The following is a 22,085-nucleotide window of genomic DNA, read 5'->3' as shown; positions in this document are numbered from 1 at the left end:
CTGTCGGACATGTTGTCGGCAGAGGTTTTTCTATTTTTTATGGATGCATCTGGGGTAGAAGTGATATTATACTAGGGTGTTTATAAATTTAAGTAGTTGTTATAAGAATAATTGATATTCTTATATCAAAACGAAAGGGAGATTAGAATTTTGAAAAAGATGTTGTTGTACGTTTTGGGATTTACCTTGTGTTTATCATTGTTCATGTCTCCTCAAAATTCAGATGCAGCCTCTTCAATGAGCACCTTGGAGCTTGGAAATGGAGTAACTTATTATGGTGAAACCAAGAATGGCAAGCCCCATGGCTATGGAACGATGACCTGGGGAAAGAGCAAGACTTATAAGGGAAACTGGGTAGCGGGCAAACGTTCAGGACAAGGTACTTATAAAGTAGTTACACGTGGAGAGGACAGCATTACTGAGCTTAAATATGATGGGTTCTGGAAGAATGATAAAAAAGAAGGGAAGGGTGAGTTGCTTATTAGGGAAACTTCGCTGACAGGTGAAATGCAGGAAGCAAGAATTCAAACCGGAACATTTTCGAAAGAACAGTGGATTACAGGGTATGAGGTTCGACATATTACTGTGGCAGACCCTCCTTATTCTTTTGTTTACAAGGATTCAAATATGAGTCTTAAAATTCTGGGAGATGCCGGAAATATTTTAGATGGATTGAAGGATGGTTATTTCTTTTCATTTACATATCAAAAAGGAAAAGTATACAAAGATGTCGGTGTTGGAGATGAATTCAGTCAGAAGCAATTTAGTTCTTTTATCAAAAGTGTAGAAAAAGAGATTAAGCCTCATATTAATCAGTTTGAGAAACTAGCTCAGAAATTATAGCAATTATTCTTAGAAATATAACGGGTACAATCTAATTTTTTGTTTACTAAGGTAGCTATTCGAGTAATTTATTGTAGAAGTAATAGTAGACTGATGTTGTGAAACAGGAGGGTATTGGACGATGAAAAGACCAACGTTTCTTGAAACCGAGCGGCTTGTTTTCTCGACATGGAATGAAGAAGATCGTGCTCTGGCTTCCGCTCTATGGGGAGATCATGAGGTATCGAAGTGGATTAGCAGCAAGGGATTTCTGAGCGAGGATGAAGTGGAAGCGCGGTTGACGCAGGAAATAAAAAGGCAAGAAGAGGTGGGAGTGCAATACTGGCCACTCTTTGAGAAAGATTCGGAAGTATTTGCTGGTTGCTGTGGTTTGCGCCCGTATTCTCCGGAAGAAGAAATATATGAATTGGGATTTCATCTTACCCGGGATCATAGGGGCAAGGGCTACGCCATGGAGGCGGCACGAGCGGTAATTCACTATGCATTTGGAGAACTGAAGGCTAAAGCGTTGTTTGCTGGGCATCATCCGGATAATGAAGTGTCACGTCACATGCTGTCCAAGCTGGGCTTTGAGTATGTACGGGATGAGCGGTATGAACCGACAGGGCTGATGCGCCCGTCCTATTTGCTGAAAAAGGAATAAAAATGTTCCACATTCAGGGCAGCACAACGAAACGTCTTTAAATATATAGCTTAAATGGATGGATAGTAGCGATGACCTCCATTTTTTGCTAAAGGGGTTTTCATCGTTTTTTTATTTCATTTTCAGCTTCTATTAAGGTAGCAGAGGTAAGATAATTCTTGTAAACCCCTTCTCGTGTTAGATAGATGTGTGACTGACCTCGCCGGACGCCGGTGAGGTATTTTTTTGCTTTTTTTTATAAATATACACAAAACAAACATAAACAAAAATAAATAAAACAAATATTCCTGTATTTCATTGACTTATAAAAGTAAACAAAGGTATAATGAATGTGAAAAAAGGAACTTACTTGCACGTGACGGACATTCTATTTTTTATCATGAGGAGAGAATGATGATGAACGTGACCCTTACGAATGAAACAACGCAGGCTGCGGGCTTCCATATCCCATTTGTTCGTGAAATGGCGGAGATTACTCAACATATGTGGAAGAATGGATGGGATGAACGCAATGGCGGCAATGTCAGCTATTTGCTGGAGGAAGAGGAAGTCGCCCAATATATCGATATCAATTATGTGATCCGCAAGCTCAAACCAGCATTTTCGATGCATGAGCTGGCAGGCAAGTATTTTATTGTGACTGCTTCGGGCAAATATTTCAAAAATGTATTGGCTGATCCAGAGAGCAATCTGGGAGTGTTGCGTGTATCGAATGATGGACAGGAGCTGGAAGTGCTGTGGGGGCTAAAGTCGGGAGCGAACCCAACGAGTGAATTGCCTACGCATTTTATGAGTCATATCGAACGTCTGAAAGTCGACCCGAAACACCGTGTTGTGATGCACAACCATGCGACCAACGTTCTGGCGATGACATTTATCCATGAGTTGGATGAAATGAAATTTACAAAGACCTTGTGGCAGATGTGTACCGAATGCGTTGTTGTATTTCCTGACGGTGTTGGTATTATTCCGTGGATGGTGCCTGGGTCGAATGAAATTGGACGGGAAACGGCTGAGAAAATGAAGGAATACCACGCGGTCATTTGGCCGCAGCACGGAATTTTTGGAACAGGTACAACGATTGATGAAGCTTTTGGCCTTATAGAGACCATTGAGAAGGCGGCCCAGGTGTATATGCTGGTTGCAGGTCATGAGATCCAACAGAGAATTACGGATCAGCAGTTAGCTACATTGGCACAGGCTTTTGGTGTCACTCCACGTCCTGGTATATTGGGCATGGAAGTTTGACGGATCGTAATCGTATAAAAGAAAGAGCTCCAACACAGCCTAATATGAATGGTCTTTGGTTTATTAAACCGAAGGCCATTTCCTTTTTTTCGGCAAACAAACGCCGTTTTGGTTCAAAAAAGTTCAAAAAGTGGATAAAGCGCGGCTTTGTTATCGATTATTGAATCGTAGAATGCATTATCACACGCTGGCGAAATTCGGGTGAAATGACGTATTGTCAATGGCTCGGCGATTTTGCATAATAACAATGCTTCACAGATGAAAGACGGAAGGAAGTTATGATCATGCTTGGCAAAATGAAGAGAATCTTAATAGGCAAGCCTATGAAATCGGCTGAATTGGATGCAGAAAAATTGGGGAAATGGACGGCACTTGCCATCCTGTCCTCCGATGCACTATCGTCCGTTGCCTACGGTACGGAGCAAATCTTACTGGTGCTCGTTGCGGCTGGATTTGCCGCCTTGTGGTACTCTGTTCCAATTTCTATCGCCGTGTTGGGATTACTCGTCATTTTAATTTTTTCCTACCGCCAGACGATTTTTGCATATCCAACAGGAGGCGGCGCGTACATCGTAGCCAAGGATAATCTCGGTACGGCTCCGAGCTTGATTGCCGGAGGATCTTTGCTGGTCGATTATATTTTGACCGTTGCGGTAAGTTCGTCCGCAGGGACCGATGCGATTACATCTGCCTTTCCAATGCTTCATGATTACAGCATAGTCATTGCACTGATCATGATTGTATTTCTGACCATTATGAATTTGCGAGGGGTAACGGAATCTGCTTCCGTACTGGCGATCCCCATATATTTGTTTATCTTTTCGATTGCGATTCTGATTATCTCCGGGGGTGTCAAATTCCTCGCTGGAGGCATGGAAGCTGCCGCCCCTGAATTTGGAACGAGTATGTCCCATGTGAGTTTGTTTCTGCTGCTGAAGGCATTCAGCTCAGGGTGTTCAGCTTTGACTGGGGTTGAGGCGGTGAGTAACGCTATCCCGAACTTCAAGCAGCCTGCCGAGAAAAATGCAGCGGGAACCTTGATGCTTATGGGATGTATTCTGGGAGCCATGTTTATCGGGATCACGTTACTTGCTTATGGTTACGGGGTGAAGCCTGATCCGAAAGCCACAGTCATTTCCCAGATTGCCGAAGCCACGTTTGGCAGGGGCACGATGTATTTTATTATTCAAGGTGTGACGGCACTGATTTTGTTCCTAGCAGCGAATACGGCGTATTCTGCATTCCCGCTGCTGTCTTTCATGATGGCGAAGGATAAATATATGCCGCATATGTTTATGGTTAGAGGAGACCGCCTTGGCTTCTCGAACGGTATTATTTTTCTCAGTGTGATGTCTGCCTTGCTGGTTGTTGGATTCAAAGGAAATACGGAAAGCCTGATTCCGCTCTACGCGGTGGGTGTGTTCATTCCATTCACCCTGTCGCAGCTGGGCATGATGATTCGTTGGATCAAAGTCAAACCAACCGGCTGGGGTGTGAAGCTGCTCGTCAATACGATTGGGATGCTGACCACACTGTCGATTACATTGATTTTTATATTCACCAAGTTCACGCAAACATGGGTTATCTTTATTTTCTTGCCACTCGTCGTTTATGTGTTCATGCGCATTCACCGTCATTACTGCAACATCGCGGATGAATTGCGGATTGATATCAAGCTGGAGAAACCGGTGAGAAAGGGTAATACGATCGTCATTCCGGTGGCTGGCATTACGAGGGTGGTGATGAATACAATCTCTTACGCTCAAACGATGTCAGATCACGTGGTTGCCTTGTATATCGGGTTCGATGATGAAGCTATCCGCAAGATGGAGCAGAAGTGGGAAGAGTGGAACCCTGGCGTTCGCCTGGTTGTCATTAAATCGAGATACCGCAGTATTATGGGACCGCTCAAAAAGTTCATTGATACCGTGGAATGGAAGACGGCCGAGACGGACCATATCACGATTCTAATTCCGCAGTTCATCACCAAGCATTGGTGGCAAAATGTACTGCACAACCAGACCAGCTTCATGATCCGCGCTTATCTGATCAATTACAAAGACGTGATTGTCACGACTGTGCCGTACCATCTCAATCGTTAGTAGGATTCTTCTACAATAGGAAATGGTATGAGAAGAGTATGTAATGTGCTTACGTGTCATCCATTTTCTTAGGAATTCTCAACCGAATATTTTTCGTTAACATTAAATATCCAGTTTTCTGTTAAATTTATTAAGATGATATCCATCGTTGTTCACCTTCTCTTAACACACAAAACCGCACGAACATTCCCGAATCAAGGGAGTTCTTGCGGTTTTTTTGCTGTTTGCTGATCTTGTTTTGAAGTCTATTTAACGTCACTTATTTGGTAAAGTCGCTTGTCCACGATTAACGCTGCGTTGATTCAAAACAGATGCTGCTGTGACAGTTGGCTTTTACACTAGTTAATGTGGGTGATGAAGTTCACACACCGAATGCGTAGATCAAGGGGGAAGAAAATCCGATGAGTGAGCTTGACAACCGGATCAGCTTGCCTGCTGCCAGACGGCGCTTATCCAATACGAGTCAGCGCCGGACAGCTTCGCTGCGTGTACAGCGGATGCGGGAGAATATGCTGGCCTATGGTTTCCTGGCACCATCGCTGCTTTTATTTGCAGTGTTTCTGTTTTATCCGATGTTTAAGTCGGTGTACCTGAGTCTGCATTCCACTGACCCTACCGGACAGATTGCAGCTTATGTGGGACTGGACAATTTCAAGGCGGTATTCCAGTCCGGACTGTTCCTGCAAGGCATGAAAGTGACGTTGCTATTTGTCCTGTTTACCGTGCCAACCGGCATGCTGGCAGCTCTGATTCTAGCGGCATTAACACACAACCGTTTCAAGGGAATGCGTATATTCCAGTTTGTATTCTCTCTGCCCGTGGTACTGTCTGTCGGTTCATCGGCGGTCATCTGGAAGTTTTTGTTCCATCCGACCTTGGGCATGCTGAATTATTTATTAGGTAAAGTAGGAATCGATCCAATTCCCTGGCTGACCAGCCCGGATTGGGCCTTAATATCGATCTCCATTATGACGATTTGGATGAATCTCGGATTCAATTACATTATTCTATCCAGCGGATTACAGGGTATCCCGGATGAAATTTACGAGAGCGCGAAGATTGATGGCGCAGGTCCTTTGCTTATTTTTCGCAAAATCTCGATGCCACTGTTGTCGCCAACCCTGTTTTTCGTCACCGTAGTATCGATCATTGGTGCGTTCCAATCATTTGGTCAGATCAACATTCTAACCCGGGGTGGCCCGATGGACAGTACCAATGTATTCGTATATTCCATCTATCAGGAAGCCTTTGTTAATTTCCGCTTCGGAACGGGCAGTGCGCAGGCGCTTATCCTGTTCGCGGTCATTATGCTGCTGACCCTGATTCAGTTCAAATGGGTGGAAAGGAAAGTGCATTACCAATGAGGACACCATGGACCAAAACATTGCTGTATGTGTTGCTTACAATCTGTGCGGCACTTGTACTGTATCCGGTGCTGTACACCTTTTTCATGGCGGTCATGACGCCGGAGGATGCCAGTGCGTATCCGCCTCATATCATCCCGCAATCGATAGACCTGTCCAATTTCACGGAAGTATTCGATATCGTTCCGATTGGTTCGTTTATCGGTAATACATTCCTGGTGGCAGGACTGACGATGCTTGGTCAGCTTGTTACAGCGAGCATGGCAGCCTATGCATTCGCGAAAATGGAGTTTAAGGGCAAGAACGTCATCTTTAGCATGTTTGTGGCGACGATGATGATTCCATGGGAAGTCACCATGATCCCGAACTATCTGACAGTGCGCAGTTGGGGCTGGCTCGATACGTATCAGGGGCTGACCATTCCGTTCCTGGCAACAGCGTTCGGTACATTCCTGTTGAGACAATTCTTCATGCAGCTGCCCAAGGAACTGTTTGAAGCGGCGAAGATCGATGGCTGTGGGCATATCCGGTATTTTGTATCCCATGTCCTGCCATTGTCGCGTCCGGCACTTGGAACATTGGCAATCTATTCGTTTCTGAGCATGTACAACTCCTATCTGTGGCCGCTTCTCGTCACAAATACGCCAGAGATGAGAACGGTACAGATCGGAATCTCGATGCTGGAGTTCCAGGAATCCACAGCATGGAATCTGGTGTTTGCCGGCACAGCGCTTGTTATTTTACCGTCGCTGCTGCTTCTGGTTTTTGGTTTGAAACAGCTTGTCCGCGGTATGGCCGCAGGCGCGCTGAAGGGTTGATTCAGTTAAAAGTGTATGGATTTAACGGGTTTGTGGTTTGGATTCCCAGGAGCGAATAAACAAGGCCTCACTCTTGAAATAAGATGTTGAGAAGATAAATCACGTAGTAGTGGAGGGGACGAAATCGATTCTGTAGAAGCGTAGCGTTCGCCTTTATCCCCGGATTTTCCCCTTTGAAGGGAATTGAATGAAATCCGGGGATAACAGCGATCGAAAGAACGATTCGGACCCGTAACGGCCACTCCGTGTCATCTCCAAGGTTTTATTTTGAAGTGAGCCTCAAAAAAAAGGAGAGCGATTATGATCGGGTTTCGTTTGAAAAAAAGAGGAACATTTGCATTGATGTTGGCTGCACTTATGCTGGTATTGTCCGCTTGTGGCGGAAAAGCCGAAACAACAAGCACAACGGGCGGAGCGCAGGCAGATGCTGCAGCTGCTGAACCGGTGCAATTGACATGGTGGCATTCGATGTCGGGTGCAGGGGAGAAAGCCATTAATCAACTCGCTTCCGATTTCAACGCAAGTCACCCGGACATTCAGGTGAAGGCGATTTATCAAGGGAAATATGATGAGAGCCTGAACAAACTCAAAGCTTCCATGGGATCGGACAGTGGTCCAGACATTATCCAGGTGTACGAGATCGGCAGCAAGTTCATGATCGATTCGGGCATGATTACGCCGGTACAGCAATTTATCGATAAAGACAAGTTCGACCTGTCCCAACTGGAGCCGAATATCATCCGTTATTACACCATCGATGGCAAATTGAACGCGATGCCGTTCAACACATCGAACCCAATTCTGTATTACAACAAAGATATGTTCAAAGCTGCTGGTTTGGACCCGGAGAACCCGCCTAAGACATATGAAGAGTTTGAGCAAGCAGCCAAAGCACTGGCGAAAGACGGCAAACCAGGCGCATCCATGGCCATCTATGGCTGGTTTATGGAACAGTTCTTCGCGAACCAGAATGCAGATTATGTAAACAATGGTAACGGAAGAAATGGTGCAGCGACCGAATCCATGCTGAACTCCGAAGCTGGTGTGAAGACTTTGACATGGTGGAAAAAGATGATGGACGAGAAAACCGTATCCAATCTGGGACGTAGCACGGACGATACGACCGCTGCGTTTACCGCACAGCAAATCGGTATGACGCTGGATTCCACCGCTGGATTGCGCAAAATTGTGGAGGGTGCTGGTGGGAAGTTTGAGCTGGGAACAGGCTTCCTGCCACGTCCAGCAGATGCCAAAGAAGGCGGCGTTGTTGTTGGTGGCGCAAGCTTGTATATCATGAATAACAAATCCGAAGCTCAACAGCAAGCCGCTTGGGAATTTATCAAGTACCTGGCTACACCTGAGGTACAAGCCAACTGGAGTGTTGCGACAGGATATTTCCCTATTACGACAGCAGCCTACGATGAGCAAGTATTAAAGGATAATATGGCGAAGTACCCGCAATTCCAGACAGCAGTCGACCAATTGCACGCTTCCGCTAATTCGACAGCAACATCCGGGGCCGTAATGGGTGTATTCCCCGAAGCCCGTCAAATTGTCGAAGGAGCGATCGAGACCGTTCTGAATGGACAAGGTACACCGCAAGACGTATTGGATGCAGCAGCGAAGCAAATTACAGACAAGATTGCACAGTATAACAGCACGGTGAAGAAGTAACTTATTTCTTGAAATAGGACAAACCTGAGGCTGGATATAGCAAAGTTGAAATGTATGGCTTAACTTAGGATGTCATAACGAGTGAGACGTATGCGATGGTCACCCCTGACTGTCGCATCGTTTTGCTGTGAAAAGATCTTGAATAAAATCGCTTTAAGGCGGATTGGCTATGGGGATATCTATCAATATGTGTCGAATACAGAGATTCGTATCTCTATTATGTCAGTTTAGTTACTCAATATAGGCTGTAGTACACAGAAGTCCACACTAAAGGCAATAAATATGACATATAAAAAGCTATAAAGTAGTGCTTTTTTACTTATTTCTATACTTTTATTATCAATATTGTAATGTGTATGTTCTATTTTGTATCATTTTAGAAGAATATTGTTTACACGTAATAGAAGTTCAGTTATCTTATATTTGAACTAATGTACAAGCTTCATGAACAAATGATTATAAATTTAAAACATGGAGGTAGGTAAAAGATGCATGTTCTGCAAATGAAGAGGTGGCTCAGGTTGTTCCTGGCCATGGTCCTGCTCATCACGGGTGCCATTCCAGCCGGATTGTTCAGCAGTAAGGCAGCCGCGGCGGACGAGCCGTTAACGGTTGCTCAGGCGCTTAATCTTAATTTTGGAGATTCGAACATTTCAATTGAAGGATATGTTGTAGGAACCTACAGTAGTGGCCCAAATGTAAGGTTGAACCCGGATTTCACCTTGGATACCAATTTTGCAATAGCCGATACTCCTGATGAAACAAATATCAGTAAAATGATGCCTGTTCAGGTACCCACATCTGCACCTCGAAGTATTTTCGGACTGAAAAGTAATCCTTCCTTGTATAAAGCCAAAGTTCGTATTAGCAATGGTAATATAGCTGAGTACTTCAGCTCCAAAGGTATACACTACAATAATTCAACAACCTTCCAACTAATCGATGAGACTCCTGTAACTAAAGTGGCAAACGTCACAGCTAATCCTACTTCCGGCGCTGTTCCAACAGGGACCCAGGTGGCCTTGGAAACAACCACAGTTGGTGCAACGGTATACTACAAGCAGAATACGGACACTGATTATCTTCCCTACACCGTGCCCATCACGGTAAATGATGCAACTCATATTGAAACCTACGCAGTCAAAGAGGGGATCGACAATAGCGATGTTACCCGTTTTGACTACACCATCGTCGACAACAGCCCTATTTCCATCTCTGATGCAAGAAATGCAACTGAAAATACGACCGTTACCGTTCAAGGCATTGTAACTTACAGCGAATTATCCGGAAGTGTATCCAATCTGTATATTCAGGATAACGATGCCGGGATCGTTGTGCGCGGTAATGCTTCTGGTGTGGAAGTTGGTGACCGGATTGAAGCCTACGGCCCAATTACGATTTACAACGGCTTAGTACAGGTTGAAGCAAGCAAATCTGGATTTCAGGGTGGATATATTCGAACTGTCGAAAAGTCGCAGGATCTACCTTCACCTGTACCGCTCAATTCTTCCCATTTTGCTCCAGGAGCGGGGGGCAGTAAGGGTTCTGGAAGGCAATATGAAGGGATGCTTGTCGAAGTAAACAATATTCAAGTGACAAAAAGCAACACGCCCACTTACACGGCGACAGATGAACATGGCGGTGAAATGCTGATTTATGCCAAAAACAGCCCGTCTGCTCTCTCCGTTGGCAAATCGTATCATAAAGTGACAGGAGTCTTGACGTACCATTCCACTTACGGTCTGGAGTTGATTCCTCGAACGGCGTCGGATATTCTGGAGGATTTGCTCTCCGTAACAGCGAGTACACCTTCCGGTGGCATTGTAAAAGGAACGGAAGTTACGTTGTCTTCTCCTTATGTAGATGCCCAAATTTTCTATACACTGGACGGTTCTGAGCCAACTGTGAAATCGACAGAATACACACAGCCTATTACAATCAATCAAGATCAAATCATTAAAGCTGTTGCCACTGCTGATAACAGAGTAAGTACCATTTTTTCTTTTGAGTATACTGCGGTGAATCAATTGGATGGTGTACGTATTCACGAAATTCAGGGGGCAGGCCATTATTCCATTTATGACGGACTGAAAGTCCAGAATGTAGAAGGAGTAGTTACATCTGTAGTTAACGCAGATTCATTCTATATGCAATCCATTCCTGGTCAGGAAGATGGAGATCCGGCAACTTCTGAGGGGATTTTAATCTATAAGAAAGATCATGGAATGAAAATCCAGCATCGAGTTAAGGTTTCAGGTCAAGTCAAAGAGTATACAGCAAGCGCAACAGACCTGCCAACCACTGAAATTGTAGCTTCTGAGATTACGTTGGAACAACCCAATGTTGAATTGCCACAACCCGTAATCATTGGAAAAGGTGGTCGTGTAATACCGAGTGTGATTGATTCAGATGGATTAAGCAAATTCAATCCGGAATTGGATGCCATTGATTTCTATGAAAGTCTGGAAGGCATGCGTATTCAGTTAAATGATGCGACTATTCTTGGACCTTATTCCTACAATCCTGGATTAGCAGTGACGGTGGACAACGAACCTAATAATCCATTGCAGACTCCGGCAGGAGGATTGATCTTACGGAGAGACGGAGCTGGAGAGTTTGAAAGTTCTCTAAATCCTCAACGCTTGTTCATTAACAAAAAACCTTCTCAAGCTGTGACCACGGGTGATAAATTTGCAGGGCCGATTAATGGGGTGATTTCTTATTCGAGTGGTAATTATAAGGTCACCTTGGAAGGCGATTTACCTCCTATTACATCCATTGGTTTGAAACAGGCAACAACCTCAATTGAACCACAACAAGACAAGTTGACAATTGCTACGTTCAACGTAGAGAACTTCAGTAAAAAGGATGCAACACGTGGAAATAAAATCGGCAAGATTATCGTTAACAATCTAAAAAGCCCTGATATTATAGGGATCATGGAAGTTCAGGATAACGACGGCGCAACAGATAGCGGAAACACAGACGCGAGTGAAAGCTTCAAAACGCTTCTGGATGCAATTAAAAGCAATAATGGACCAAGTTATCAGTATACCGATATTGCACCGCTAAATAATATGGATGGTGGAGCAACTGGGGGCAACATTCGTGTAGGGTTCCTGTACAATCCAGATCGGGTATCCTTAAAAGCAGGTACCAAAGGTGATGCAATAACAGCGCTTGCCCTCGATGCAATTGGAAACTTGTCGCTGAATCCAGGGCGCATTCAACCAGATAATGTCGCTTTCAAAACTTCAAGAAAACCGCTCACGGCAGAGTTTGAATTTAATGGTGAACGTGTAGTTGTTATCGCTAACCATTTCAACTCCAAAGGTGGGGATTTAGCCCCATTTGGAAATGTCCAGCCTGCAACCCGCAGCAGCGAAGTGCAACGTGCGCAGCAAGCAACGATTGTCAATGAATTTGTAACTGAATTAATCCACAAAGACCCTGAGGTGAATGTCGCTGTTCTTGGCGACTTCAATGACTTCCAGTTCTCCAAAACATTGAATATTGTTGAAGGTAATGAACTGGACAATCTGGTAAACAAACTGTCAGAGAACAAGCGTTATTCCTACATCTATGATGGAAACTCTCAGACACTGGATCATATTCTGGTGAGCAAAAATCTGTCTGAAACAGCGGCTATTGAAGCGGTTCATGTGAATGCTGATTTTGAAGATTCACATGGGCGTGTCAGTGACCATGATCCGCTGCTTGCACAGCTAAGCATTGGAAGCACGGCAGAAGAGGGCGACTTCAACCTGCGTGTATTGCACACCAATGATACGCACGCCCATTTGGATAATATTCCGCGCCGTGTAACAGCGATTAAGGAAACACGTAATGATAACACCCTGGTGCTGGATGCAGGGGACGTATTTTCTGGTACCTTGTACTTTAACCTCTTTAACGGTCTGGCGGATCTGGAATTCATGAACATGATCGGATACGATGCCATGACCTTCGGAAACCATGAGTTTGACAAAGGGCCAAGTGTGCTCAAGACGTTTATTGAAAAAGCGGAATTCCCATTTGTGAGTGCCAATATTGACTATACCAAGGATGCGAGTTTGGGTGGCTTGTACAACAGTACCATCGGAAATCCAGGCGAGAATTCCCAGATCTATCCGGCCATTATTACGGAAGTAAACGGCGAGAAAGTCGGAATCTTTGGCTTGACGACACCGGATACCGTATCCCTTTCATCACCGGGAGATGATCTGAAGTTTAAGGATTACAAAGCTAGTGCTCAGGCGACAGTGAATATGCTTCAAGATGAAGGTATCAACAAAATTATCGCGCTGACGCATCTGGGTTACTCGGAAGACCTGAAACTGGCAGAAGCCGTAGAAGGCATCGACATCGTAGTGGGTGGTCATTCACATACTATTCTGAACAAACCGGTAGTTGTAGATATGCACACCGATCCGACGCTGGTTGTACAGACGGGAGAATATGACGTTTCCCTGGGTCAACTGGATGTAACGTTCAACGAAGCAGGCGTACTGAAAACATGGAACGGCAAATTGCTGAACCTGGATGCGAAGGATGCCGCCGGTAATTATGTTTACGCAGATGATAAGGAAGCAGCCAAGAAATTGGAAAGCTATGCGAAACCTCTGGCTGAGTTCAAAAAAGAAGTTATCGGTAAAACGAATGTATTCCTGGATGGAGAACGCGGCACTGTGCGCAAGCAGGAAACCAACCTCGGGAACCTAATGACAGACGGCATGCTGGAGAAAGTGAAATCCATCGTGAAGGAGAACGACGTTAAAGGATACGTTGCAATCCAAAACGGTGGTGGCATTCGGGCGTCATTCCAAAAAGGAGATATCACGTTGGGTGATTTGTTAACCGTAATGCCATTCGGAAATAATCTGTCTGCGCTTAAAATGACAGGTAAGGAAATTACGGCTGCGCTGGAAAATGGCGTGAGTGGCGTGGAAACAGGAGAAGGGCGCTTCCCGCAAGTTTCAGGCATGCGTTTCTACTACGATTCCACGAAGCCGGGAGAGAAAATTGATGCCATATCTAATACGGTGACCCAAGTCGGTCAACGCGTACTCAAAGTACAGATTAAGAATGCTAATGGTACGTACACGGATATCGATCCAAACGGATACTACATCGTAGCGACGAACTCGTTTATGGCTAACGGTGGAGACTTCTATCGGTCCATGAGAGCAGCGAAGGATGACAACCGGTACTATGAACTGAATTTGGTCGATTATGAAATCTTCCATGAACATCTGGACCGTGTAGGTACGGTAAACCAGACAACGGAAGGACGTAGTACCGATCTGAAGGGAGCTCCACTTCCGGGTGATGGGAATGGAAGCAACCCTGGTAATGGCAGTGGAAATAATGGAAGTAATCCGGGCAGTGGTAATAGTGGTGGAGGTACAACGACACCAACCACACCTGTAACACCAACGGATCCAACAACTCCGATCACGCCTACAACACCTTCCGTCCCTGGTAATGGGAATGGAGGAGGTACTACACCAACCAATCCGGGCGTGATTTTGAAAGATATCGGCAATCACTGGGCAGCAGCTGCCATTGAGCAGGCCATTTCCCGGGGAATTGTGAATGGATATCAGGACGGTAATTTCCGTCCAAATGCGCCGGCAACACGCGCCGAGTTCATTGTAATGCTGGCAAGGGCATTTGAACTTCCAGCCAGCAGCAAGGCGTTGACGTTTAAGGATGCTTCCAAAATTCCAGCATGGGCACAATCCTTTATTGCTCAAGCTGTAGAACAAGGGATCATTAGTGGCTATACGGATGAGACGTTCCGTGCAAACGGCAAAGTATCCCGTGTAGAGATGACGGTTATGCTCGTAAGAGCACTCGGACTTCCAGTTGAATCGAATGCCACATTAACCTTTGCAGATGCAAATAAAGTACCTGCATGGGCCGTGCCTTATATCGCAGCTGCATATGATGCAGGACTGGTGAAAGGCATAGGCAAGAACATGTTTAATCCGCTTGTTGAAGCAACTCGTGCTGAAGTTGTAACCCTGTTGATGTCAGCGAGTGAGTTTCAGGCGAAGTAATAAGACTAATCAATCTTCTATGAAAAGGGAGCCAATACTCTAATGAAAACAGCTTGCAGACCTTCATCTGTAAGCTGTTTTTTTTACTAATTAATGACTGTTCATTTTTACCAGAGGAAGGTATAGTAGACAGGATTATATTGAAGGAGTGTTGAAATGCAAGATCAACCGGTTTTAATCGCACTATTGGCTATTGCCGCAGGGATTTTCAGTTTGTTGGGTGGAATCAACAATTGGGATTGGTTTATGAAGAGTTTCCGAGCAGGTCTCTTTGTGAAAACCATTGGACGTCAGGGTGCAAGAGTGGTGTATGGGATTTTTGGTATTGTGCTAATTACCATTGGCGTATTATTGTTGCTGATTGGGTAAGTGTAGAAAAAGAAAAGAAATTCGTAGAGCCTGAGTACATAATTCAGTTTCACAGCCTTTAAACACTACTAGCTTTAACCCATTAGCTTACCGATCCAAGAAAAAGTTACACTCAAAAAGAAAGACCACCGAAATTTTTTCGGTGGTCTTTTTTCCAAATTCAGGTTTATCCATCTCAATCTGGTTTAATTATCTTTTAAATCTTCAATGGAATTGATGTCCATATAGGTTGGTACAACCAGACCTGTTTTGGCACCGTCCATATTTGGACCGAGATCATCAATCTGATCCTTGTATTTGTTGAAATAATCTGCAGAGGTGAGCGGCAACCATGCAGCTGGAGTTGCATCTACATCACCATTGGCAATGCCGGTCCACATTGGACCGATTTCCACTTGAAGAGAGGTTACTTTGTAACCCAGTTTTTCTTTAAGGATGTACTCCAGCAAGTTGGTACTTGCAATCTCGGAGTCCCAGGCTACGTAACTCAGTTTAATGGAATCTCCATTCACCGGAGTCAGACCTTTGGTCCATTCAGCCACTTTGTCGCTATGCTTCTCGGCAAAAGCTGCTGCGGCTTTTTGGGGATCTTCTCCGTTTTGAATGGCGACCATGATTTCACCCATATCCTCAGGTGTCCAGGAGAAGCGATCCAGGAATTCATAAGCGACAGGTTTGTCTTCCTTTAACCCTTTACGGGCAATGGTATGAATTTGTTCTGCTTCACCGTAGACGCCTTCCGGATCGTCCAGGTATTTCAGGTCATATGCATTGAACATCCAATGCGGTGTCCAACCGGTAACGATAACCGGTTCCTTATTCTTAACCGCTTTATCCAGCGTAGCTGTCATTGCGGCTCCTGAACCTTCGACCAGTTTCCAGTCAGACAAACCGTATTTCTCAATGGCACTCGCTGTGGATTTCATAATTCCGGCACCTGGATCGATACCGATAATTTGGTGATTCACTTCATTTCCCACATTGGCATTTGCCGATGGAGTGGAGGAAGAAGCACCTGTTTCCAAATCTGCAATCGAATTAACGTCTGTCATGTAGGCAGGAACAACGAGCCCTGTGCGTACACCGGTCATGTTGGCTCCCAGATCATCCACCTGGTCTTTGTAACGTTCCCAGTAGTCAGCGTGAGTTAATGGCAACCAAGCTGCTGGAGAGGCATCTACGTCGCCTGAGGCAACACCCGTCCACATAGGTCCAGCTTCAACTTGCAGGGCGTTAACTTTATAGCCAAGTTTGCTTTCCATGACATATTTCAACAGGTTAGTACTCGCAATCTCAGAATCCCAGGCTACATAGCTAAGTTTAAATGCATCACCGTTAACTGGCGTCAGACCTTTGGTCCATTCGTCAATCTGGTCTGCATGTTTCTCAGCGTAGTCTTTTGCGGCTTCTTCTGGAGATGTACCATTTTGGATGGCACTCATCATTTCGCCCATTTCATCTGATGTCCATTGGAAACGGGACAAGAATTCATAAGCAACCGGGTGATCTCCTTTTAATCCTTTACGTGCGATGGTGTGAATTTCTTCTGCATCACCGAAAGATTTCTCGGGATCATCCAGATATTTCAGATCATATTTGTTGAACATCCAGTGTGGAGTCCAGCCTGTAATAATGATCGGTTCTTCCGCTTTAAGGGCTTTGTCCAGTGTGGCAGTCATCGCTGCACCAGATCCTTCAATCAGGGTCCAGTCCGTCAGATGATAATCTTCAATGGCTTTGGCAGCGGATTTCATAATGCCTGCACCCGGATCAATACCAATGATCTGATATTTGACTTCTTCACCTACAGCATTCGCTGGAGTGTTGTTACCGCCGGCAGAAGTACTGTTGCCGCCAACAAAGTATTGTGAGAAACCAGCTACGAGCACAACGAATGTGGCTGCAGCAGTAATCCAGGCTTTTTGCTTCGCTGAGAAGCGTGAGCTTTTCTTACGGCCTGGCATAAACAGATTTTGAGTGAAACGGTCAAGTACGATCGCAAGAACCACGACAGCCAGACCTGCTTCAAAACCTTTACCAATCTGCAACTGCGTTACCGCACGATAGACTTCCGCACCAATACCCTGTGCACCAATCATGGAAGCAATAACAACCATGGACAGCGACAGCATGATGGTTTGGTTAATCCCTGACATTACGGTAGGCAATGCGAGTGGAAGCTGTACTTTGAACAACTTTTGCATAGACGTGGAACCAAAAGCATCCGCTGCTTCGACCAATTCGCCAGATACCTGCTTAATTCCGAGATGAGTCAGGCGAATCGTTGGTGGAATCGCAAATATAACGGACGCGATAACACCGGGAACCACACCAAGGCTGAAGAAGGTTACCGCTGGCAGCAAGTAGACAAATGCAGGCATGGTCTGCATAAAGTCAAGCAATGGTGTAATAATCCGAGCTGCAGTTTTGCTGTATGCGAGCCAGATACCGATGGGAACACCAAGCAGAATGGAGATTAACCCTGATGTAATAACGAGTCCCAAAGTATCCATCGATTGGGACCAATATCCGAGGTTATCTACGAGCAAGAAACCGATAACTGTAAACAGGGTTAGTGGTATTCGGCCAACAAGATATGCCAATACACCAAGTATCACAATAAACAGGAGCGGATGAGGGAGCATGAACAGCCCGGAGAAAAATCCGACTACCTCCTGAATAACAACAGAAATGACTTTAAATAATCCGGAGAGCGAGGAGCTCATCCAGTCAACAATCGCTTCAATCCACGATGCTAGTGGTATTTTGGGAATCATTCACAAGTTCCTCCTTTACTGCAACTTCACCGCTTAGTGCTCCAAGCAGGGCACCGCGGACGATAACACCTTGCAGACGGCCGGTTTCGCCAACAACAGCGAGCGGCACATGGGCTGAACTTACAATTTCGAACAATTCATGAATCAGGGTTTCAGGCGCTACAGTCGGCCCATCCGTAATCAGAATATCGTTCAACACTTTGTTTTCGCGCATCGCGCGGGTTGCATCTTCTGCTGTAATAACACCAAGCAGCTTTTTCGAACGGTCAATGACAAACAGGTTGGAAATACCACGTTCGCGCATTAATTCGAGGGCAACACGAGGACCACGGTCAAGCGTAATCGTTTCAGGACGTCGCATAACATGAGATGCGGTAAGGACCTTGGACAAGTCCACGTCTTCGACGAAGCGGGCCACATATGAGTTGGCCGGTTGAATCATGATTTCTTCCGGAGTACCGATCTGCACGACTGCGCCGTCTTTCATGAGGGCAATACGATCGCCGATGCGCAGCGCTTCGTCCAAGTCATGGGTAATGAAAATAATGGTCTTTTTCATTTTATCCTGAAGCTCAATCAGCTCATCTTGCATATCACGACGAATCAGTGGATCAAGTGCACTGAATGCTTCATCCATTAGCAGTACTTCCGGGTCATTCGCCAGCGCACGGGCCAAACCTACACGTTGCTGCATCCCGCCACTCAGCTCATCCGGCATTTTGTCTTCCCAGCCTTTGAGGCCAACCAGTTCAAGCGACGTTTTTGCTTTTTCCCGACGTTCATCTTTATCAACCTTCTGAACTTCGAGTCCATACTCCACATTATCAAGAACGGTACGGTGCGGGAATAACGCAAACTTCTGGAATACCATGCTGATCGTTTTCCGACGCACTTCGCGCAATTGTTCTTTATTCATCTTACGTAGATCTTTACCATGGACGAGAATCTCTCCCGATGTCGGTTCAATCAGACGATTGAACATTCGAACAAGTGTGGACTTACCACTTCCGGACAATCCCATGATGACGAAAATTTCACCTTCCTGTATTTCCATGTTGACCCGGTTGACACCAACCGTTATCTGTTTTTCTTTGGCCAACTTTTCTTTGCCCCAACCTTGCTCCAGTAATTGTAGACCTTGCTCGGTTTGGGGGCCAAACAGTTTACTTACATTCTTTACTTCAAGTATGGTCATGTTTTCACCCCTTCTGATGTGTTGTGCACTTCGAACGGCTTTCAGCATCCACAAGCCCATACACTTGTGCGCCCAGCCACGAAATCCGGTAATCGTTGCTTCGCTTCCCGTCTTTCTGGGTAACGTTTTGTATTCTAACAATACTTAACCCGTATAGCAACCGAATAAACAGTACATAATGTTTGTACAGTAAAAACTGTACAAAGTTTTCCGCCCATATGCTCCGTCATTCTCCTTATTCTGGCTAATAAGACACCTTTACATTTGATATCGCTTTTCCTACAATAGAAAATGTGCTGAATCTAAGCAGTTTCTTTTGGTTAAAAGATAGTCGTAGGCGTTTGCAACTTGGTAAAGCTCCCATGATACATGTGGTAACCTAAAGCCTGTTGGCATATAGGATGTCCTGCCGGATACTTTCCCATGTAAGCCGGATCTTAAACAGTTGCAATTATTTTGCCGAGACTGGGAATGTTCAGAATGGAGGTTGCAAGCATGAGCTTGGACCATTTACAAGAGGAACAGCAGGCAACCGTTCTTAGAATCCGTAAACGCGTCATTGAAGCCATTGGGCGTAATATGGATCTCTACGGCGTTACGCTGTCCACGGGACACTTATATGGATTGCTTTTTTTTGCAGACAAACCTATGACCCTTGACGATATGGGCCGGGAAATGGAAATGAGCAAAACGAGCATGAGTACCGGCGTACGTACACTGCTGGATCTAAAAATGGTGAATAAAGTATGGAGCAAAGGCTCCCGGAAAGACCTATATGAAGTGGAGTATGACTGGCATCAGACGTTTACGGATTATTTTGTGATTAAATGGAGAAAAGCCGTGGAGAGTAACCTTCAGATACTGCGCAAATCCGTTGATGAGATGAATCGTTTGATCGCTGACCTGGATGAACAAGCAGATGCTGAGCTTCTTCACATTCTTAAGGAAGACAAGCATAAGGTGCTTCAAGCTGAGGCCTACTACAAATGGCTGGATCGCTTGATTGATACCATGGAAGATGAGGAAATATACAAACTGGTTCCGAAGGAAGAGATCAAGGAACATTAATAACAGCAAAAGCAAAGGGCCCTTTCCGAATTGGAGAGGGCTCTTTTGTCTTGGTGGGTTATATACTTGTACATTTATAATGAAGAAAAAGACATGCTTTACAATTGTCCGATTAATCCCACGTGTGATAAAGTCACAAGCTGCTGAACGATCTGTTCCAATTCGTCCATGATCTGATGGCGTCCGTTTGGGGTCCAGGATAGTACAGACCAATCGGATATATCGTGTACGTTACCTTTCAACACAGCGGAAGAACGATTCCAGGCGGAAGTTTGTTTCATGCGCCGAAGCAGTTTCTCACTTGCTGGAGAGTTAGAGACGCGGTTCATGAACAGATGATCCGTGTCCAGCATGGGAATGCTATCTGCCGAATACTCATCTGTCATGAAGTCTGAAGATATGATCTGTGCAGGGTTCAGTCCAAGTTCACCGTAGATAAGGCGATTCAATGGATGCTCGATATTTTCCTGGAGCCGGATAGACTGATTCGTAACCTGCATAAGCATAATACGTTCTTGCCCGAAATGATGCTTCAAACGCAGTCCGATATCAAGGTTGCGTAGCTCCAGCTGTTTGAAATTCTGCAAGGCCTGTTGCTCCCGTCCGACCAGTTCAGCCAAGCGTAAATGATTTTCTTTCCAGTCATGTGCCTGATCCAGGATAACCGTAGGTGCAATACTTTTGAGCTTATCGTAATAGGTTTGATGATAAAAGTCACCGATAATCAGGTCCGGCTTGGCCTGACGTAATTTCTCCAATTGTGTAGCTAGCCGCTGCTGCTGCTCTACCTCATCAAGCTCCCGATCATGGAACCCGTCCATAGCAGCTACGGGATGTAATCCGAGTGAAGAGAGATTCTCATGAAGTCCCATCTTGGACGCAGTAGCCACACGAATCTGATCTTTTTTCATATATAGGCTGGGTGCGATCCCCAAGGTTTGTTTGAATTTGCGGCTAAAATAATATTCATTGCCATAGCCAACAGAGACCGCGACGTCTTTGAGTACACATGACTCTTGGTTGAGCTGTTTTTTGGCTTCGTCGATCCGTAAGCGATTCAAATAATCGGTAGGTGACATACCTTTGGCTTTCTTGAAGCTGCGAGAATAGGAGCTTGGCGTCAATCCGGCAATTTTGGCCAGTTGATCCATGCTGATACCTTCACTCATGAACCTTCTCATATACATAATGCTGCGTTCAAGCGCCGGATCGACTTTCTCATAATTTTCTTCAAGCCGATTCTCGGAGAGATACTGCAAAAGCTCGTGCAGTTGGCTATGTATACTGATAAAGTGATCGGGGTGAACGCCGCGATAGGCTTCATACAATTGTTCAACTCGCGCTCTGGCTTGTTGGTCATGACGAACCATCAGTCTGCCTGTCTCCCAATCCAGCGGGAAACCAGAGGAGGAGGACATTTTCCATTGGCCGCGCACTTGCTGCAAACATACCGTATCCATGCTAAGTATTATAAACTCCGTAACAGCCGAGCGTGCAGCCGCCTCAATCGTTGTTCCTGGCTTCAGAACATACAGTTGATTGGCTTCGGCGGTATAGACCGTATCGTTCAGGACCAGAACACCGTCTCCTTGTAAAATAAGACAGAGCATGGGCCGGGACACCGTCTTGCCTTGCACACGGAAATGCTCCCCGCGCCGTACACGGCACATGGAAGAGAGGAGCGGTAGAGATGAGGTTTCAGAAATGAAGGGAAGCTGTTCAGTCATACGGACCATCCTTTTGTCTTATTTTCTTAATGATAACAATTATCATTCTCATATGGAAGATGTTTTTGAAAAATAATTTTGGACATAAAAAAAAGAGGATACCCAGAGCCGTGATGGCTTTAGGGTAATCCTCTTTATTTGAAACAACAATGTTAAGATAGCTATAGGTCTCTATAAGTCTCTATAAGTCTATTC

The 22,085-nt window shown here is 45.2% G+C and carries 13 protein-coding genes; 10 read left to right on the top strand and 3 right to left on the bottom strand.

Annotated elements, in window-relative coordinates; genetic code table 11:
• Window positions 1-159: 159 nt before the first annotated feature.
• The 9 genes from MHB84_RS06350 (at window position 160) to MHB84_RS06310 (ending at window position 15,123) form a co-directional block, all read left to right on the top strand.
• Window positions 160-843, top strand: coding sequence for a hypothetical protein (locus MHB84_RS06350; RefSeq protein WP_256716917.1), 684 nt, complete (start codon window positions 160-162; stop codon window positions 841-843).
• Window positions 844-964: 121 nt separating this feature from the next.
• The gene (locus MHB84_RS06345) at window positions 965-1,486 is read left to right on the top strand and encodes a GNAT family N-acetyltransferase (protein ID WP_076291541.1); all 522 of its coding nucleotides are present in this window, start codon (window positions 965-967) and stop codon (window positions 1,484-1,486) included.
• Window positions 1,487-1,882: 396 nt separating this feature from the next.
• Window positions 1,883-2,734, top strand: coding sequence for a rhamnulose-1-phosphate aldolase (rhaD, locus tag MHB84_RS06340; protein ID WP_076291542.1), 852 nt, complete (start codon window positions 1,883-1,885; stop codon window positions 2,732-2,734).
• Window positions 2,735-3,018: 284 nt separating this feature from the next.
• Window positions 3,019-4,836, top strand: coding sequence for an APC family permease (locus tag MHB84_RS06335; protein WP_076291543.1), 1,818 nt, complete (start codon window positions 3,019-3,021; stop codon window positions 4,834-4,836).
• Between the two features lie 401 nt (window positions 4,837-5,237).
• Window positions 5,238-6,200: a carbohydrate ABC transporter permease gene (locus MHB84_RS06330; RefSeq protein WP_076291544.1), complete on the top strand. Its 963-nt coding sequence runs from the start codon at window positions 5,238-5,240 to the stop codon at window positions 6,198-6,200.
• Window positions 6,197-7,018 carry a carbohydrate ABC transporter permease gene (locus tag MHB84_RS06325; protein WP_064640050.1) on the top strand — a complete coding sequence of 274 codons (822 nt, stop codon included), beginning with the start codon at window positions 6,197-6,199 and terminating at the stop codon, window positions 7,016-7,018. Before MHB84_RS06330 ends, MHB84_RS06325 begins: the two co-directional genes overlap by 4 nt.
• Window positions 7,019-7,318: 300 nt before the next feature.
• Window positions 7,319-8,692 (top strand): ABC transporter substrate-binding protein, encoded by a 1,374-nt coding sequence (locus tag MHB84_RS06320; RefSeq protein WP_076291545.1) that lies wholly within the window; start codon window positions 7,319-7,321, stop codon window positions 8,690-8,692.
• Window positions 8,693-9,195: 503 nt separating this feature from the next.
• On the top strand, window positions 9,196-14,754 hold the full coding sequence (locus MHB84_RS06315) for an S-layer homology domain-containing protein (RefSeq protein WP_341143013.1): 5,559 nt from the start codon (window positions 9,196-9,198) through the stop codon (window positions 14,752-14,754).
• A gap of 156 nt (window positions 14,755-14,910) precedes the next feature.
• The gene (locus MHB84_RS06310) at window positions 14,911-15,123 is read left to right on the top strand and encodes an immunity 17 family protein (protein WP_064640044.1); all 213 of its coding nucleotides are present in this window, start codon (window positions 14,911-14,913) and stop codon (window positions 15,121-15,123) included.
• A gap of 185 nt (window positions 15,124-15,308) precedes the next feature.
• On the opposite strand, the gene MHB84_RS06305 is transcribed toward MHB84_RS06310, so the two are convergent.
• Together MHB84_RS06305 and MHB84_RS06300 are read right to left on the bottom strand one after the other, a co-directional pair.
• Window positions 15,309-17,900: a glycine betaine ABC transporter substrate-binding protein gene (locus MHB84_RS06305; protein WP_076291546.1), complete on the bottom strand. Its 2,592-nt coding sequence runs from the start codon at window positions 17,898-17,900 to the stop codon at window positions 15,309-15,311.
• Window positions 17,866-19,095, bottom strand: coding sequence for a quaternary amine ABC transporter ATP-binding protein (locus tag MHB84_RS06300; protein ID WP_063564457.1), 1,230 nt, complete (start codon window positions 19,093-19,095; stop codon window positions 17,866-17,868). Before MHB84_RS06300 ends, MHB84_RS06305 begins: the two co-directional genes overlap by 35 nt.
• Before the next feature lie 495 nt (window positions 19,096-19,590).
• Here MHB84_RS06300 and MHB84_RS06295 point away from each other — a divergent pair, with 495 nt between their 5' ends.
• Window positions 19,591-20,163 carry a GbsR/MarR family transcriptional regulator gene (locus tag MHB84_RS06295; RefSeq protein WP_076291547.1) on the top strand — a complete coding sequence of 191 codons (573 nt, stop codon included), beginning with the start codon at window positions 19,591-19,593 and terminating at the stop codon, window positions 20,161-20,163.
• A gap of 98 nt (window positions 20,164-20,261) precedes the next feature.
• On the opposite strand, the gene MHB84_RS06290 is transcribed toward MHB84_RS06295, so the two are convergent.
• On the bottom strand, window positions 20,262-21,890 hold the full coding sequence (locus MHB84_RS06290) for a helix-turn-helix domain-containing protein (protein WP_076291548.1): 1,629 nt from the start codon (window positions 21,888-21,890) through the stop codon (window positions 20,262-20,264).
• Between the last annotated feature and the right edge of the window lie 195 nt (window positions 21,891-22,085).

It is taken from the genome of Paenibacillus sp. FSL F4-0087 (assembly GCF_038020215.1).
Classification (GTDB): Bacteria; Bacillota; Bacilli; order Paenibacillales; family Paenibacillaceae; genus Paenibacillus; species Paenibacillus taichungensis.
Note: the sequence above shows the minus strand (reverse complement) of the source record. Positions and strands in the feature narration are given on the sequence as shown.